Origin of the sequence: Arthrobacter terrae (genome assembly GCF_015708085.1) — a bacterium.
In the GTDB taxonomy this organism is placed as follows: Bacteria; Actinomycetota; Actinomycetes; order Actinomycetales; family Micrococcaceae; genus Arthrobacter_M; species Arthrobacter_M terrae.
In genome coordinates this window covers 154,563-170,423 of sequence record NZ_JADNYM010000001.1, presented here as the reverse complement: position 1 = coordinate 170,423, position 15,861 = coordinate 154,563, and the positions used below count along the sequence as shown (strand labels likewise).

The following is a 15,861-nucleotide window of genomic DNA, read 5'->3' as shown; positions in this document are numbered from 1 at the left end:
GCTCTGTACCTTTCCGATGCTCTCCACCTTTCTGGATGCACTGCATGTTCGAGGACTAACGTAGGGTCATGAGTGATCGCCCCGACATCTTCACCGTTGGTGAACTGCGCGCAGCTGGCCACATTGACAAGGACCTGCGCCACGAGATCCGCGACAACCTGCTCGCCGCGCTCGCCGCTGGCCGGGACCCTTGGCCCGGGATCTATGGGTTCGGCCGGACTGTCCTTCCCCAGCTTGAGCGCGCCTTGATCGCCGGTCACGACGTCGTCCTGCTCGGCGAGCGGGGACAGGGCAAGACGCGGCTGATGCGCACGCTGGCCGGGCTGCTGGATGAGTGGTCGCCGGTGATCGAGGGATCAGAATTGAACGAGCATCCCTATGAACCGATCACGGAACAGTCCCGGACCCGTGCGGTTGCCGAAGGGGACCGGATGCGCGTGGCGTGGCGGCACCGCTCGGAACGTTACATCGAGAAGCTCGCCACCCCGGACACCTCCGTTGCCGACCTGATCGGCGACGTGGACCCGATGCGGGTTGCCGAGGGCCGCCGACTAGGGGACCCGGAAACCATTCACTACGGTCTCATCCCACGCGCCAACCGCGGCATCGTCGGCATTAATGAACTGCCCGACCTTGCCGAGCGGATTCAGGTCGCGATGCTCAACGTGATGGAGGAGCGCGACATCCAGATCCGGGGTTACGTGCTGCGGCTGCCCCTTGACGTACTCGTCGTCGCATCCGCCAACCCGGAGGACTACACCAACCGAGGCCGGATCATCACCCCGCTCAAGGACCGCTTTGGTGCGGAGATCCGCACCCATTACCCGATCGAGCTGGACGATGAGGTTGCCGTCATTGCGCAGGAGGGCCGGCTGGTCGCCGACGTTCCGCCCGTGATGCTCGAGATTCTGGCCCGTTACACCCGTGCACTGCGGCAGTCTCCGGCCATTAACCAAAGCTCTGGGGTTTCGGCGCGCTTCGCGATCGCGGGTGCAGAGACCGTCGCTGCTGCAGCGCTGCACCGCGCCACCGTGCGCGGGGAGGACGAGGCAGTCGCACGGATTGTTGACCTGGAATCCGCCGTCGAAGTCCTTACCGGCAAGCTCGAGTTCGAATCCGGCGAGGAGGGTCGTGAGCAAGCCGTCCTCGACCATCTTCTGCGCATGGCCACTGCCGAAGCCGTGCGGGTGCATTACCGCGGTCTCGACTTCGGCCCGCTCGTAGCGGCGCTCGACGGGCACTTGACCGTGACCACCGGGGAACAGGTCACCGCCCGGGAATTTCTGGAAAATCTCCCGTCCCTCGATGGGTCCGGCCTCTACGAAGAGATCAGCGGGCAGCTGGACGCGAAAAACGACGGGCAGCGCGCGGCCGCCATCGAATTGGCACTGGAGGGTCTCTTCCTTGCCCGGCGGATCTCCAAGGAGTCCGACGGCGGGGAGACGATCTACGGTTAGAAATAGAAATAGAAATAGAAATAGAAATAGGAATGGGAAGAGGCAGCATGATGGGCGCTCATAACCGGTCCTCCAAATACGGGCTCTACACTGGAGGACCCGATCCGCTCGCCCCGCCGGTGGACCTGGCCGAGGCACTCGACGCGATCGCTGAGGACGTCATGGCGGGCTACTCGCCCCGGCACGCCCTGCAGGAGTTCCTTCGGCGCGGAGGCCGAAACCGGGAAGGGCTGGACGAACTCGCAGGCCGGGTTCAACAACGCCGCAAAGATCTGCTCAGCCGCCACGGGCTCGATGGCACCCTCAACGAGGTCAAGAAGCTTCTGGACACTGCGGTCTTGGCCGAACGCAAGCAGCTGGCCCGCGACGCCGGGATGGACAACACCGACCGCGTCTTTCGTGAAATGCAACTGCAGAACCTGCCCACGTCCACAGCCGCAGCAGTCAACGAGCTCGCCTCCTATGACTGGCAATCGGGCAGCGCACGGGAGGCCTACGAGCGGATTAAGGATCTGCTGGGGCGCGAGGTCCTGGACCAGCGGTTTGCAGGCATGAAACAAGCGCTCGAGAGCGCCACCGACGAGGACCGCGCGGCCGTGAGCGGGATGCTGCGCGACCTGAACGAACTGCTCGACAAACACCGGCGCGGCGAGGACACCGACGCGGACTTCCAGGAGTTCATGGCGCGCCACGGCAGCTTCTTTCCGGAAAATCCACAATCGGTGGAGGAACTGGTCGATGCCCTTGCACAGCGGGCGGCCGCGGCCCAGCGGCTCCTGCAGTCCATGTCCGCCGAGCAGCGCGATGAGCTAATGAGTTTGTCTGCCCAGGCGTTCGGCTCGCCGCAACTGATGGCCCAACTTGATCAACTCGACTCGAGCCTGCGCGCACTGCGCCCCGGCGAGGACTGGACCGGATCAGAGCGCTTTGAGGGCCAGGAGGGGCTCGGGCTCGGTGACGGCACGGGCGTACTCCAGGACATCGGCGAACTTGACGAGCTGGCCGAACAGCTCTCCCAGTCCTACAACGGATCACGCCTGGACGATCTGGACCTGGATGCCCTTGCCCGCCAACTGGGGCAGGACGCCGCTGTGAGTGCGCAGACGCTGGCCGGGATTGAGCGGGCAATGCAGGACGGCGGCTATCTCCAGCGCGGAACCGACGGTGACCTCCGGTTGTCCCCGCAGGCCATGCGGCGGCTTGGGAGGACGCTATTGCGGGACACCGCCAAGCAACTCTCCAGCAGGCAGGGGAACAGAGACACGCGTGCCGCCGGTGCCGCCGGTGAGCAGACCGGCTCCAGCCGTGAATGGCAGTTCGGGGACACCGAACCCTGGGATGTCACCCGCACCATCACCAATGCCATTCACCGCACCATCGCCGAAGGCGATGATCCGGGCCGCGGGTTGCACCTCGGGGTGCGCGATATCGAGGTCACGGAGACCGAAGCACGTACCCGGGCCGCCGTCGTCCTGCTCGTGGATGTGTCGTTCTCGATGGCCGCCGAGGGACGGTGGGTGCCGATGAAACGCACCGCGCTCGCCCTGCACCACCTCCTCTCCACCCGATTCCGCGGGGACCGGCTGGCGCTGATCACGTTCGGCCGCTATGCGCAGTCCATGGACATCGACGGGCTCACGGCACTGCCGCCGCTGCGGGAGCAGGGGACCAATCTGCATCACGGCCTGCTGCTGGCCAATCGTTTCTTCCGTCAGCACCCCTCCATGCAGCCGACCCTCCTTGTGGTCACCGACGGCGAACCGACCGCGCACCTGTTGGCGGAGGGGGAGTCCTGGTTCTCCTGGCCACCCGAGCCCGAGACAATCCGCGTCACGGTCGCCGAACTCGACCGCCTCGGGCGGGCCGGCACGCAGGTTACGTTCTTCCGACTGGGCGATGACCCGGGTCTGGAACGGTTCGTGGCGCGGATGGCCCGCCGGGTCGGCGGCCGCGTTGTCGCCCCCGATGCTGCTGATCTCGGGGCCGCCGTTGTGGGGGAGTACCTGCGCGCCCATTTCCGCGGCACCTACAACAACGCCGACTGGGCTTCATAGCAGGGTTGTTGGAAAGCCACATGGTTTGCCGGTAATCCGAGGCCAAAATGCAAAGTTCACGGCAGCGGTGCTGCAGGCGAAACTGCAGTAATTCGGCGTCCGCAGAGGCTAATAAGTAACAACTCCACAACAGAACGGCGAAAGGTCCATCGGCTCAGGATCGCCGCGCCTGCGGGGCGAAGGGCTTGGCTGGTCCGCTGGTGGAGGGTGGCCGAGCCGCTTCCGCGGGCCTGCCGCCGTCGAACCCTTGTTAGGGTAAATGCTGGTCGTAACGACCAGTGAATTCAGGCCGCGACCGGAACGGTGCCCGCATGGGCGCGTCATTTCGAGTCGTATGGTTTTTCAAAAGTGCGGAAGTGGCCCAGATGGTCCTCCGCCGTGCGGACGTATGTTCCCGGTTGCGCTTGCCTAAGCGTTTAGAGACCGGCACTGGAATCTATTCCGTCGCCGTTGAATAACCCGACCGTAATCAGGAAGCGGCAGGTTTTTGACGCATTATGCGCAAAAAGCCGAAGCCGGTAAGGATCATGTGACAACAGCAGTAAAAGCAGAACATTTATATAAGGCTTTCGGGCGGCGACCGGCGGACCTGGTCCGGCGGGTGAAGGCAGGTACCGATCGTGCGGAGCTGGTGGAGCAGGGGACTGCCGCGGTGATTGACGCTTCCTTCGAGGTACAGACCGGCGAGATTTTCGTGGTGATGGGGCTCTCCGGCTCCGGTAAGTCCACGCTGATCCGCATGCTCAATGGTCTGCTCGAACCTACAGAGGGAACCGTTACGGTCAATGGTTCGGTCATTTCCGGTGTCCCGGCCAAGACGCTGCGGGAGGTGCGGCGGAACAATATCTCGATGGTGTTCCAGCACTTTGCACTGCTGCCGCACCGGACGGTGCTGGAGAACGCGGCATACGCTCTGGAGATCCAGGGTATGCCGCGGGCACAGCGGCTGCAGCGGGCCGGCAAGGTCGTGGAGTTGGTGGGGCTCAGCGGCTGGGAAGACAAGCTGCCCGGCGAGCTGTCCGGCGGCATGCAGCAGCGCGTGGGCCTGGCCCGGGCGCTGAGCGCAGAAACGGATATTTTGCTCATGGACGAGGCGTTTTCGGCGCTGGATCCGCTGATCCGGCGCGAAATGCAGGAACAGCTGGTGGAGCTGCAGTCGCAGCTGGGCAAAACGATCATTTTCATCACCCACGACCTAAATGAAGCGATGTTTCTGGGGGACCGGATAGCGGTGATGCGTGACGGCAGGATTGTCCAGGTGGGTACTCCGGAAGACATTCTCACCGATCCGGCCAATGACTATGTGGCTCAATTCGTCCAGGACGTAGACCGCGCCCGGGTGCTGACGGCCGCCTCCGTGATGGAACCGGTGCGGGCGGTGGTGCAGTCCGCGGCAGGTCCACGTGCCGCGCTGCTGTCCATGCGGGATCTGCAGTCGTCTGCCGCGTTCGTGGTGGGCGCGGGGCGCGTGCTCACCGGAGTGGTACGGGATAAGGATGTGATGCGCCAGGTCAAAGCGGGCGAAACGTCGCTGTCCGCTGTGGTGAACCCGAACGTGGCCTCGGTCACGGGAGAGGCTCCGCTGGTGGACTTATTTGAACTGGCGGTGGAGAGCCCGCTGCCACTGGCTGTGGTGGACGAAAAGGGGCGGTTGATCGGCGCCATTCCGCGCGTGACGCTGCTGGCCGCGCTGGGTAATGTTCCGCCCAGCACCCAGACCATTGCTCTGATTGAACCTGCCGGACCAATCTCCGCCCAGAGCATCACCGAGGTGCTTGCCGAAACGGCGTCGCTGCCTGACCTCGTCCACACCGCTAACGATGGGAGTCTTTCATGAGCTCGTTGACACTTATGGCTGCGGCCTCCGTCGATGTGCCCTTCCGCATTCCGCTGGGTGTGTGGGTCAAGGATGTAGTGGACTTCATTACCGATGGGTTCGGCGGTCTGTTTGACGTCATTCGGGTGATTTTTGGCGGACTGTACGAACTGCTGGACTTTATCCTTACTGCACCGCCGTTCTGGGCGGTGATTCTGGTGGCCGTGGTGCTGGCGTTCCTGGCCCGTGGCTGGCGAATGGCCGCGGGCACGGCGGTCGGTTTCCTGCTGATTGCCGGGGTGGCGCAGTGGGAGAACGCGATGGATACGCTCGCGCTGGTGCTGGTGGCGAGCGTGATTGCCGTGGTGCTCAGCGTCCCGCTGGGTATCCTGGCGGCACGGTCCAAACTGGCCTCCACCATCATTAAACCGGTGCTGGACTTTATGCAGACCATGCCGGCGTTTGTGTATCTGATTCCCGCGCTGATCCTTTTCCGGGTGGGCGTGGTGCCCGGCATCGTGGCTACCATCATTTTCGCGCTGGCTCCGGGCGTGCGGCTTACCGAGTTGGGCATCCGCGGCGTGGATTCGGAGGTGGTGGAGGCAGGTCAGGCATTCGGTGCCTCCCCGTTCCGGATCCTGCGCCAGATCCAGCTCCCGTTGGCGCTGCCGTCCATTATGGCCGGGGTCAATCAGGTCATCATGCTCTCGCTGTCTATGGTGGTCATTGCCGGCATGGTGGGCGCGGGCGGCTTGGGCGGGGACGTAGTGGCCAGCCTGAACCGGATCGACATCCGCCTCGGTGCGGAGGCCGGGATCTCTGTGGTGATCATCGCGGTGTTCCTGGACCGGATGACGGCTGCCCTCGGGCAGAAGCGGCGCAAACGTCCGCGTGTGGCGCAGACTTCTCGGGCATCCACAGCTGAAAGCACCGGCTCGGACGCAGCGGCGGGCACTTCAGCCGTTGGCAAGTCTGCGGCCATGTCACCCGCTAAGGCAGCGTTCGACGGCGGAACGTCCGAGAGTGGTTCCGGCACCAATGCCGGTGCTGGGGAGGGCCGCCGCGGCCAAGAGGCTGCCGCTCGCTGAGCCACGCAGCCGGTGGCGGCAGGTCTGTCAGCCGGCTGCGCAGCGGTGCCGCAGGCAACCCGCGGACGTGCTTGCCGCCGTCGTGCCCGCGTCACTGTAATTTTCAACTTTCCATACCGGGCGGTCTGCCGCGCCCCGGAGTGAGGGTGCAGAACGCCTGTGCCTTACCGTAAACCCGTCCGAGCCGGAAGGAATTAACCGGCCCGGGACAGAATAGGAAGACATGAAGAACCGATTTAGGACACTGGCCGCGATTGTCGTCGTCGGAATGCTGGGCCTGACCGCCTGCTCCGGGACTGCGGACGCCGCGAAGCTGGACAACGGAGACAACAAGGACCTCAACATCGCCGTTTTCAACGGCTGGGATGAGGATACGGCCGCTTCGGAGCTGTGGAAGGCAGTGCTGGAGGACAAGGGCTACAACGTCAAGCTCACGTATGCAGACACCGCCCCCGTGTACCTTGGCCTGTCCACGGACGATTATGACTTGGTCCTGGATACGTGGCTGCCCAATACGCACAAAACGTACATCGAGCAGTACGGCGCGGATATGACGGACCTGGGCGTGTGGAACGAGGACGCGCAGAACGCTATCGCGGTCAACAAGGACGCTCCGATTGACTCCTTGGATGAGCTGGCGGCGAACGCAGACAAGTTCGGCAACAAGATTGTGGGCATTGAGCCCAGCGCCGGGCTGACGGAGCTGACCGAAAAGGCAATCAAGGCGTATGGCCTGGAGAAGATGGATTTCGTCACCTCCTCCACCCCGGCCATGCTGTCCGAACTGACGGCTGCCACAAATGCCAAGGAAAACATCGCGGTAACGCTGTGGAGCCCGCACTGGGCCTATGACGCGTTCCCGGTGAAGAACCTCAAGGACCCGAAGAACATTTTCGGTGACTCGGAGGGCATTCATTCCTTCGGCAGCAAGAGCTTCGAGAAGAACTTCCCTACGCTTTCGGGCTGGATCAAGGGCTTTAAGATGGACTCGGATAAGCTGTTCTCGCTGGAAAACGTCATGTTCAACACCGGCACCACGGTTGACGACTATGCGCCGATCGTGAAGAAATGGATGTCGGAAAACAAGGACTATGTGGACGAGCTGAGCAGCTAGTTTCTCATAGCTTCCCGGCCGCTGCGCCGATTGTATGCCGCGCTGTGCCCGGCCTCCCGTGGGGAGGCCGGGCACAGTCGTTTCAGCGGCCACGCACATTAGGTTCAACAACACCCACCGATACCGCTGGCGGGAATCAGCGCATGCGGTCCGCTAAATCAGCCCGAGCGCTCTCACACCGTCACGCTCCTCCTGCAGCTCTGTAACGGAAGCATCTATCCGGCTCCGCGAGAAGTCGCTGATCTCCAGACCTGGGACAATTTTGTAGGAACCGCCGGACGTGGTCACCGGGAAGGAACTGACCACTCCCTCGGGGACACCGTAGGAGCCGTCGGAAGGGACAGCCATGGATGTCCAGTCGCCCTCGGGCGTACCTTGTACCCACAAACGCATGTGCTCCAAGGCGGCGTTGGCCGCCGATGCTGCCGAGGACCCGCCGCGGACGGCGATGACCTCCGCGCCGCGCTTGGCTACGCGCGGGATGAACTCGTCCCGGATCCAGTCCTGCTCCACTAGCTCCGTGGCCGGCCGCCCGTCCACCGTTGCATGGGAAATGTCCGGATATTGCGTGGCCGAGTGATTGCCCCAGATGGCCAGTTTCCGGACGGCGCTGACCCCGGTGCCCGTCCTGGCCGCCAGCTGGGCCACGGCCCGGTCGTGGTCCAGCCTGGTGAGCGCGGTGAAGCGTGACGCCGGAATATCCGGAGCGTGCGCAGCGGTAATGAGCGCGTTGGTGTTGGCAGGGTTGCCCACTACCACCACTTTGATGTCGTCAGCGGCCCCATCGTTAATTGCCCTGCCCTGGACGGAGAAGATGCCGCCGTTCGCGGCGAGAAGGTCCGCGCGCTCCATGCCGGGGCCGCGCGGCTTGGCACCGACAAGGAGGGCGAGGCTGGCGCCGTCGAATGCGTGGGCCGGATTGTCATAGACGTCTATGCCCGCAACCAGCTCAAAGGCGCAGTCCAGCAATTCCAGCACTGTGCCCTCGGCTGCGTGTACTGCCTGCGGAACTTCCAGGAGGTTGAGCTTGACCGGAACCTCGGGGCCCAGCATCGCCCCCGAGGCGATCCGGAACAGCAGAGCGTAGCCAATTTGTCCTGCGGCTCCGGTGACGGTTACCGTCACGGGAGCCGCTGCAGTGTGCGCGTTCATGGCGCCAGCCTACGCCTGTGCAAGGGCAGAGACAGCTGCCCAGCGTGTCCGCGTCGGGCCCTTTTCCCACCGGTTTCCCAAGGGCCCCGCGACGGGTGTTGACGACCGGAACAGCCCGGGAGCGGTAAGCGCGAGCTGCAGACCGGCAAAAATTCTCGGGTATTTGCTCAATCAGCAGCAGGATCATTTGACGCATTCATTGGCCTGGGCTGAAGCACCGGTCTAGCTTTTTCGTTGTGTCTGAGTATGTTTTAAGAGGGGGACCACACGTAACATCACGAAAAGAACAACAGTGCACGCAGCCGGCAGAGTATGCGGCGGGATCCTCTGAGGTCCGCCCGGAGCGCAAGGAGTATGAGATGACAACGGTAAGTGATTTCGTCATTGAGCGGATTCGGCAGTGGGGTGTCAGCCGGGTGTTTGGTTTCCCCGGGGACGGGATCGGTGCCTTCGATGGTGCGCTCGGCAAGGCTGAACGCGACGGTGACGGATTGAAGTACATCCGGCCCACGCATGAGGAAATCTGTTCCCTGATGGCCACCGCGTACGCCAAGTTTACCGGCGAGGTCGGGGTGTGCATCGCGACCTCCAGTCCGGGAGCATTCCATATGCTGAACGGGCTGTACGACGCGAAGATGGACAACCAGCCCGTCGTGGCGATCATCGGCCAACAGGGGTTGCCCTCGCTGGGAACCTTTACGCAGCAGGAAAGCAATCTGGAGCGCACTTTGGAGGACGTGGCGGTCTACGTGCAGACGATCGTTTCGCCCAAACAGGCGCAGGCAGTGGTCGACACCGCGTTCCGTACGGCCCGTGTCCGGCTGGGGCCGGCAGTCATCATCCTTCCGCACGATGTGCAGGGCATGGACATGGAAGAGCTCACGCCGGAGAACTGGGTATCGCGCTCAAGCGCCGTCGCGCCCTCGATATCCATTGTTCCTCCCGAGAGCGAGATCATGAAGGCCGCGGCCATCATCAATGCGGGCAGCAAGGTGACGTTCCTGGTCGGCCACGGCTCAAATGGCGCGACGGACGAGGTGCTTGAAGCGGCACGGCTTGCCGGAGCCGGTCTTATCACTGCCCTGCGCGCCAAACAGGTCGTTCCCTCTGACGTTCCCCACCACAGCCAGCAGCTGGGCCTGCTCGGCACCCGCCCGAGCATGCACCAGATGAACGACTGCGACACCCTGGTTCTCCTTGGAACCAACTATCCATACGGCCAGTTCCTGCCGCCAAGCGGTCAGGCACGGGCGATCCAGGTGGACCTTAAACCGGAGCAAATGGGTTTGCGCTACCCGACCGAACTGAATATCTGGGGCGATGTGAAAGCAACTCTCACCGCGCTCATCCCGCACCTGGAGGCGAAGACAGATCTTTCATGGCAGGAAAACGTCGCGAAAGAGATGGTCGAATGGGAGCACGAGATGGAAGCGGAGGCGATGCTGAACTATGCCGACGGCGTCAACCCGCGGCGCGTCTACCTTGAACTGAACAAGCGTCTTCCACCACAGGCCATTGTCACCGCGGACGCAGGCAGCACTGCCGACTGGTATGGCCACCATATCCGTCTGCGACGCGGCATGATGGGGGACCTTTCCGGCCGGCTCGCTTCCATGCTGGCGGCCATGCCGTACGCCGTCGCCGCGAAGTTCGCGCACCCCGAACGGTCTGTCATCTGCACCATCGGTGACGGAGCATTTCAGATGCTTGGCATGAACGAACTCATCACGATCAAGAAGTACATGCAGGAATGGGATAATCCGCAGCTGATCATTATGGTCCTGCACAACAATGACCTGACCCAGGTGTCGTGGGAGATGCGCACGGAGGATGCGAACCCGGTATGGGAGACATCACAGGATGTCGAATCGATCGACTACGCGGGGTGGGCCGAACTGCTCGGGTTCCAAGGTATCCGGGTCAAGAAGGACGACGAAGTCGCCGCGGCTTGGGATGCCGCGTTTGCCCATCGTGGCATCACGCTCATTGACGCCTACACTTCCAGGAATGTGCCACCCCTCCCACCGCATATCACGCTGGAATTCGCTAAGAACACCGGCGAAGCGCTCTTGAAGAAGGACCCTTTCGAGGTCGGCGTCATCCGTGATTCTGCCGAGGCGCTCGTCGCCGAGGGCATCGAGCGGGTGAAGGGAAAGCTCCACATCGGCCAGGACAAGGATCGGCCGCAGAGCCCCGATAAGGGGGACGGCTAGCCTCACTCATCCCGGGGCCGCACCGGTAGTACGGGTTTCGAGGCGCGGCCGGCGGATGCCGCCCGAGACCCAGGTACGTAGCTGCGAAGGTTGGAACCAGCATGCCTGAATTCTTCCCCTGGTGGGTGGCTGTCACCCACTTTCTGAACCTGTTTTTTTTGTTGCTGTTGGCCAGGAGCGGACTGGAGGTACTGTCGGCCTTCCCTAAGCTCTACTGGTACGACAACTGCCCGCCGGGCCGGGAGTGGCTGCGGTTCTCCAAGAAGATGTATGGCGCTGACTCGCGAAAGCCATGGACCTCCTTGGACGAGGAGGAGGCGTGGACACCATTGATTGCCCTGCCCGGAAAGAAGAATATCGGGCTGGGCAGGCACTGGCATTTTATGAGTGTCCAGTTTTGGATCCTCACCGGTCTGGTCTACATTGTGCTGGTTTTCGCCACCGGGTATTGGCATTACCTGATTCCAACGCACTGGTCGATCATCCCGGACTCGATCAACTCCCTCGGTACCTATCTGCATTTCCAGATCCCGTCGAAGATTCCCGGGGAGCCTTTTGAACCGGCGCAGAAGCTGACCTACTTCATCATTATTTTCCTGCTTGCTCCGTTCCAGGTGCTCACGGGTGCCGCGATGTCCCCGTCCGTGCTTGCCCGCTTTCCGTGGTACGGCAAAATCTTCCACGGAAAGCAGGGCGCCCGGAGCCTGCACTTCCTGGGACTCGTCGCCTTCGCTGTGTTCACTGTCATCCATGTATTCATGGTGCTAATCCACGACGTGCCGAAGGAGGCAGCCAGCATAGTGCTGGCCAACCAGGACGCTAACGGTATCGAAGCGATCATCATTGGCTGTGCCGGATTGTTCCTGATCCTGGTCCTCCATGTGGTGATCACCTGGTTTTCGCTGCGCTACCGGCGCCGGACCCAACGGATGCTCGGAGTCATGGTCAACCCCTTTGAGCGGGTCATCTCTAAGTCCTTCCTTTCCCGGGAACGCTTCCACAGCAAAGACATTTCACCCTACTTCCGGGTCAATGGCTATCCGCCAACCGGCGAGCACTACGAACAGCTGGCAGAGGAAGGTTTTCAGGACTACAGGCTGCCGATCGGAGGCCTCGTTGACCATCCGGTGTCACTCTCGCTCGCGGACCTGCGCGGGCTGGGCGGGCAGTCACAGATCACCAAACACAATTGCATCCAAGGCTGGACTGCTGTTGCCCAGTGGGGCGGCGTTCCCCTGGCCCGCATCATTGAACTTGTTGGTCCGCAGGAACGGGCCAAGCACATTGTGTTTTATGCCTTCGATGACAAGGGCCTGACCGAGGGCGAGGGCCGTTACGGATTCTTTTACGGCAGCATCCCGGTGCACCTGGCCACTAATCCGCAGTCGATCCTTGCCTTGGAGATGAACGGCGAACCACTGCCGATCGAGCACGGTGCTCCGGTGCGGGTTCGCCTTGAAACCCAGCTTGGTTTCAAGATGGTCAAGTGGGTGTGTGCCATTGAATTTATCGAAGACTACAGGGATATCGGGATGGGCCAGGGCGGCTGGCGCGAAGACCAACAGTACTACGCCAACGCCGCCGGGATTTAGAGCCGCGGACCAGGTGCCGGTTTCGGCAATAGCGAAGTGCACAACAGAAATGAGCTGAAAAGACATGGTGAGTACCAAGGAAAGCTGGCAGTTCCCTCCGCATGTGCTGCGGGAGTACGCGTTGATTGCCGACGGCGAGCGCGGGATCATCGTCGGGCCGCGGGGCGACTTTGTGTGGATGTGTGTTCCGCGCTGGGACTCGGATGCGGTATTTTCCTCCCTGATCGGCGGACACGGCAGCTATGCGATCACCCCCCAAGGCCGGTTTGTCTGGGGTGGCTACTATGAGGAAGGTACGCTCATTTGGCGCAGCAGATGGGTGACCGAGAGCGGCATCATCGAATGCCGCGAAGCGTTGGCGTTTCCTGCGGAGCCCGGACGTGCGGTGATCCTGCGCCGGGTCATGGCCGTCGAGGGTGACGCCAAGGTCCGGGTGATCCTGGATCCACGAGCAGGGTTTGGCCACCACGGTGTCCGTTCGCTGGCCCGCGAAAACGGGATCTGGACGGGCCGCACGGGGTCCCTGCGGATGCGGTGGATGGGTGCCGATGACGCCCGCCCCAGCGCCGGCGGCACCGGGCCAGCACTGTCCCTGGATCTGACCCTTAAAGCGGGTGAGCACCATGACTTTGTGCTGGAACTGTCGGAGGAGGCGCTGCCGGACGAGCTCGTTGTCCCGGACACCGCATGGGAAGCCACCGAGTCCGCGTGGCGTAGTACGGTTCCCGACCTCGCAGAGACCATCGCACCGCGGGATGCCCGGCACGCGTACGCGGTATTACGCGGCTTGACCAGTACCGGCGGCGGCATGGTTGCCGCCGCGACCATGAGTTTGCCCGAGCACGCCAAACAGGGCCGTAACTACGACTACCGCTACGTGTGGATACGGGACCAATGTTTCACCGGCGAGGCCATCGCGGCCGCCGGGGCGCACCCGCTGCTCGATGACGCCGTCCGATTCGTTTCCGAGCGGCTGCTTGCCGATGGCCCCAACCTGAAACCGGCCTACACGACCCTTGGCGGACCCGTACCGGGGCAAAGGTCGCTGAAACTGGCTGGCTATCCCGGCGGCTCGGACATCCTCGGCAATCATGTTAATGCCCAGTTCCAGCTGGACGCGTTGGGGGAGTCGCTGCTTCTGCTCGCCGCCGCGGGGCGCCACGACCACCTTGACGCCGATGGCTGGCGTGCCGCCGAGGCCGCCGCGGCCGCCATCGCAATCCGCTGGCACGATCCGGAGGCGGGCATTTGGGAACTGGACAATAAGAACTGGACCGAGAGCAGGCTGATCTGTGTGGCGGGGCTTCGCGCCATCAGCAGCGTCGGAGCGCCCCGGGCCAGGATGGGCGATTGGCTGGCGCTGGCGGAAGCGATTCTTGCCGAGACGGCGGCCGGCTCGACGCATCCGAGCGGGCGCTGGCAGCGCGCGCCGGACGACGAGAGAAACGATTCCGCACTCTTGTTCCCACCGATCCGGGGTGGGGTAGCGGCGGATGACCCCCGCACCTTGGCGACGCTGCGTGCGCTGGAGGAGGAACTCGGGGTGGACAGCTATCTCTACCGGTTCCGGCAGGGACCGGGCCCGCTTGCAGACGCCGAAGGAGCCTTCCTGCTCTGCGGATTTACGATGGCGCTGGCCCAGCATCAACAGGGCAATGAGGTGGAAGCAACCCGCTGGTTTGAGCGCAACCGCGCATCCTGCGGGCCGCCCGGGCTCTTCACTGAGGAATTTGACGTGAACGAGCGTCAACTGCGCGGAAACCTGCCGCAGGCATTCGTCCACGCGCTCATGCTGGAATGCTCCGCCCGCCTCGCCCGACCGTGGGGCGCATAGCGGTCGGCGTTTTTGCGGGTCTGTCGGGTACGTCAGTGGCTGACGACGGCGGCGCACCCGCGCCGCCGTCGTCGTATCCAACAGTTCAACGGAGAATTCGTCCGGCAGCGGGGGTGCTAAGCGGTGTGAAGCCGCGCCTACGGTGTTCTGCGCCGTTGGCGTGCGATTTCGACCAGCTCCGCAGCAAGACCGGCTGCAAGACCCAGCAGCAGCGTGCCGCTGCGGCCAATCCGGATCAGCCGGATGAGTTTTCCACCGGCAGGACCGCGCGCCAGCAGAGTCTGCTGCTCCAGCTGCTCCAATCCGACCACCGTGGGCTGCCCGGCGAGCACCGGTCGGTCACGCGTCAACGCCTTGATGGTTTCCGGATCCGCACCCGGGCCGAAGCCGTGCATAAGCCGGGCGCGGATCCGGGCGATATCTGCGTTGGGGCCGCACTGGTCCGGTCCCCTCAACCCAGGCGCTGTCCCACCGGCAGCGGCGGCCGGGGATCCATTGCCGGCGGGGATCATCGCAATAACCGCCGCACTCCCAGCACCGCCAGACCCAATCCGACGAAAGCCCCGCCGGTTGCCAGCCGGACATGGTGCGAGAACCACAGCTGCGGCGCAATGGAGTGTGCCTTCGAGTCGAAGACGCCGTGTGCGCCATGATCATGGCCGTCGCCGCCGTCGACCGGTTCCCACAGGTTGTAAGGGGCGTCGGCTTTAGCTTTTTCGTTGGTTTGCTGGGACTGATAACCGGTCTTGGCCAGGTAGCGGTCCAGCAGCGGTGCGGCAAACTTATTGGCGAAGATGGTGCCCACCGTTGACGCTCCGACCCAGTACTGCTTGCGCTTGGGGTGGTCGGCCGCAAACACCACCCCACGGGCCGCGACCTCGGGCTGGTAGATCGGCGGCACCGGCTGCGGATGATTCGGAAGCCGCGAGAGCACCCAGGAGAACTGTGGCGTGTTCACTGCCGGCATCTGGGCAATGGTGATGTGCACGTTGGACTTTTCATGCAGCAGCTCGGTGCGGATCGTGGAGGTGAATCCATCGACGGCATGTTTCGCTCCGCAGTAGGCCGATTGCAGTGGAATACTCCGCGACCCCAAGGCGGATCCGACCTGAACGATCGTGCCGCGGCCGCGGGGGATCATCCGCGAGAGTGCGACATGGGTCCCGTAGACGAAGCCAAGATAAGCGACCTCTGTAACGCGTTTAAACTCCTTCGGCTTAATGTCAATGAAGGGTGCGAAAACCGAGGTGAACGCAACGTTAATCCAGACATCTATCGGGCCGAAGGCCTCTTCGACTGCTGCGGCGGCCGCTTCAACCTGATCGTAGTCGGAGACATCCGTGGGGATGGCCAGAGCCTGGCCGCCGGCGTCCTCCACGTCTTTCTTCGCGCCGTCCAGCCCGGCCTGGCCGCGCGCCAGCAGCCCTATTTTGGCGCCCCTCTTTCCGAACGCCTGCGCGGTCGCCCGGCCGATGCCCGCACTTGCTCCGGTGATCACAACTACCTGCGTGGTACTCATTGGATACCTTCTTTCTGCCGGC

At 63.2% G+C, this 15,861-nt stretch carries 11 protein-coding genes; 8 read left to right on the top strand and 3 right to left on the bottom strand.

The window, feature by feature from the left end; genetic code table 11:
* Nucleotides 1–68 precede the first annotated feature (68 nt).
* The 5 genes from IV500_RS00715 (at nt 69) to IV500_RS00695 (ending at nt 7,529) form a co-directional block, all read left to right on the top strand.
* Entirely contained in the window at nt 69–1,457 is a 1,389-nt protein-coding gene (locus tag IV500_RS00715; RefSeq protein ID WP_196394904.1) for an ATP-binding protein, read from the top strand.
* A 50-nt stretch (nt 1,458–1,507) separates the two neighbouring features.
* Nucleotides 1,508–3,511, top strand: coding sequence for a vWA domain-containing protein (locus IV500_RS00710; protein ID WP_196395005.1), 2,004 nt, complete (start codon nt 1,508–1,510; stop codon nt 3,509–3,511).
* A gap of 529 nt (nt 3,512–4,040) precedes the next feature.
* Nucleotides 4,041–5,348 carry a quaternary amine ABC transporter ATP-binding protein gene (locus tag IV500_RS00705; RefSeq protein WP_196394903.1) on the top strand — a complete coding sequence of 436 codons (1,308 nt, stop codon included), beginning with the start codon at nt 4,041–4,043 and terminating at the stop codon, nt 5,346–5,348.
* On the top strand, nt 5,345–6,415 hold the full coding sequence (locus IV500_RS00700) for an ABC transporter permease (RefSeq protein WP_376770173.1): 1,071 nt from the start codon (nt 5,345–5,347) through the stop codon (nt 6,413–6,415). The genes IV500_RS00705 and IV500_RS00700 overlap by 4 nt, the downstream gene beginning before the upstream one ends.
* A gap of 223 nt (nt 6,416–6,638) precedes the next feature.
* Nucleotides 6,639–7,529, top strand: a complete 891-nt coding sequence (locus IV500_RS00695) for a glycine betaine ABC transporter substrate-binding protein (protein ID WP_196394902.1) — start codon at nt 6,639–6,641, stop codon at nt 7,527–7,529.
* A 153-nt stretch (nt 7,530–7,682) separates the two neighbouring features.
* Here IV500_RS00695 and IV500_RS00690 read toward each other — a convergent pair whose 3' ends face one another.
* Nucleotides 7,683–8,681: a malate dehydrogenase gene (locus IV500_RS00690; protein ID WP_196394901.1), complete on the bottom strand. Its 999-nt coding sequence runs from the start codon at nt 8,679–8,681 to the stop codon at nt 7,683–7,685.
* Nucleotides 8,682–9,040: 359 nt separating this feature from the next.
* Here IV500_RS00690 and IV500_RS00685 point away from each other — a divergent pair, with 359 nt between their 5' ends.
* The 3 genes from IV500_RS00685 to IV500_RS00675 all read left to right on the top strand — a co-directional run bounded on the left by IV500_RS00685 (nt 9,041) and on the right by IV500_RS00675 (nt 14,320).
* Entirely contained in the window at nt 9,041–10,894 is a 1,854-nt protein-coding gene (locus IV500_RS00685; RefSeq protein WP_196394900.1) for a thiamine pyrophosphate-requiring protein, read from the top strand.
* A 101-nt stretch (nt 10,895–10,995) separates the two neighbouring features.
* Entirely contained in the window at nt 10,996–12,486 is a 1,491-nt protein-coding gene (locus tag IV500_RS00680; RefSeq protein WP_196394899.1) for a molybdopterin-dependent oxidoreductase, read from the top strand.
* Between the two features lie 64 nt (nt 12,487–12,550).
* Nucleotides 12,551–14,320, top strand: a complete 1,770-nt coding sequence (locus tag IV500_RS00675) for a glycoside hydrolase family 15 protein (RefSeq protein WP_196394898.1) — start codon at nt 12,551–12,553, stop codon at nt 14,318–14,320.
* A gap of 137 nt (nt 14,321–14,457) precedes the next feature.
* On the opposite strand, the gene IV500_RS00670 is transcribed toward IV500_RS00675, so the two are convergent.
* Together IV500_RS00670 and IV500_RS00665 are read right to left on the bottom strand one after the other, a co-directional pair.
* Nucleotides 14,458–14,832: a hypothetical protein gene (locus IV500_RS00670; RefSeq protein WP_196394897.1), complete on the bottom strand. Its 375-nt coding sequence runs from the start codon at nt 14,830–14,832 to the stop codon at nt 14,458–14,460.
* On the bottom strand, nt 14,829–15,839 hold the full coding sequence (locus IV500_RS00665) for an SDR family oxidoreductase (protein ID WP_196394896.1): 1,011 nt from the start codon (nt 15,837–15,839) through the stop codon (nt 14,829–14,831). The genes IV500_RS00670 and IV500_RS00665 overlap by 4 nt, the downstream gene beginning before the upstream one ends.
* Nucleotides 15,840–15,861: the final 22 nt, after the last annotated feature.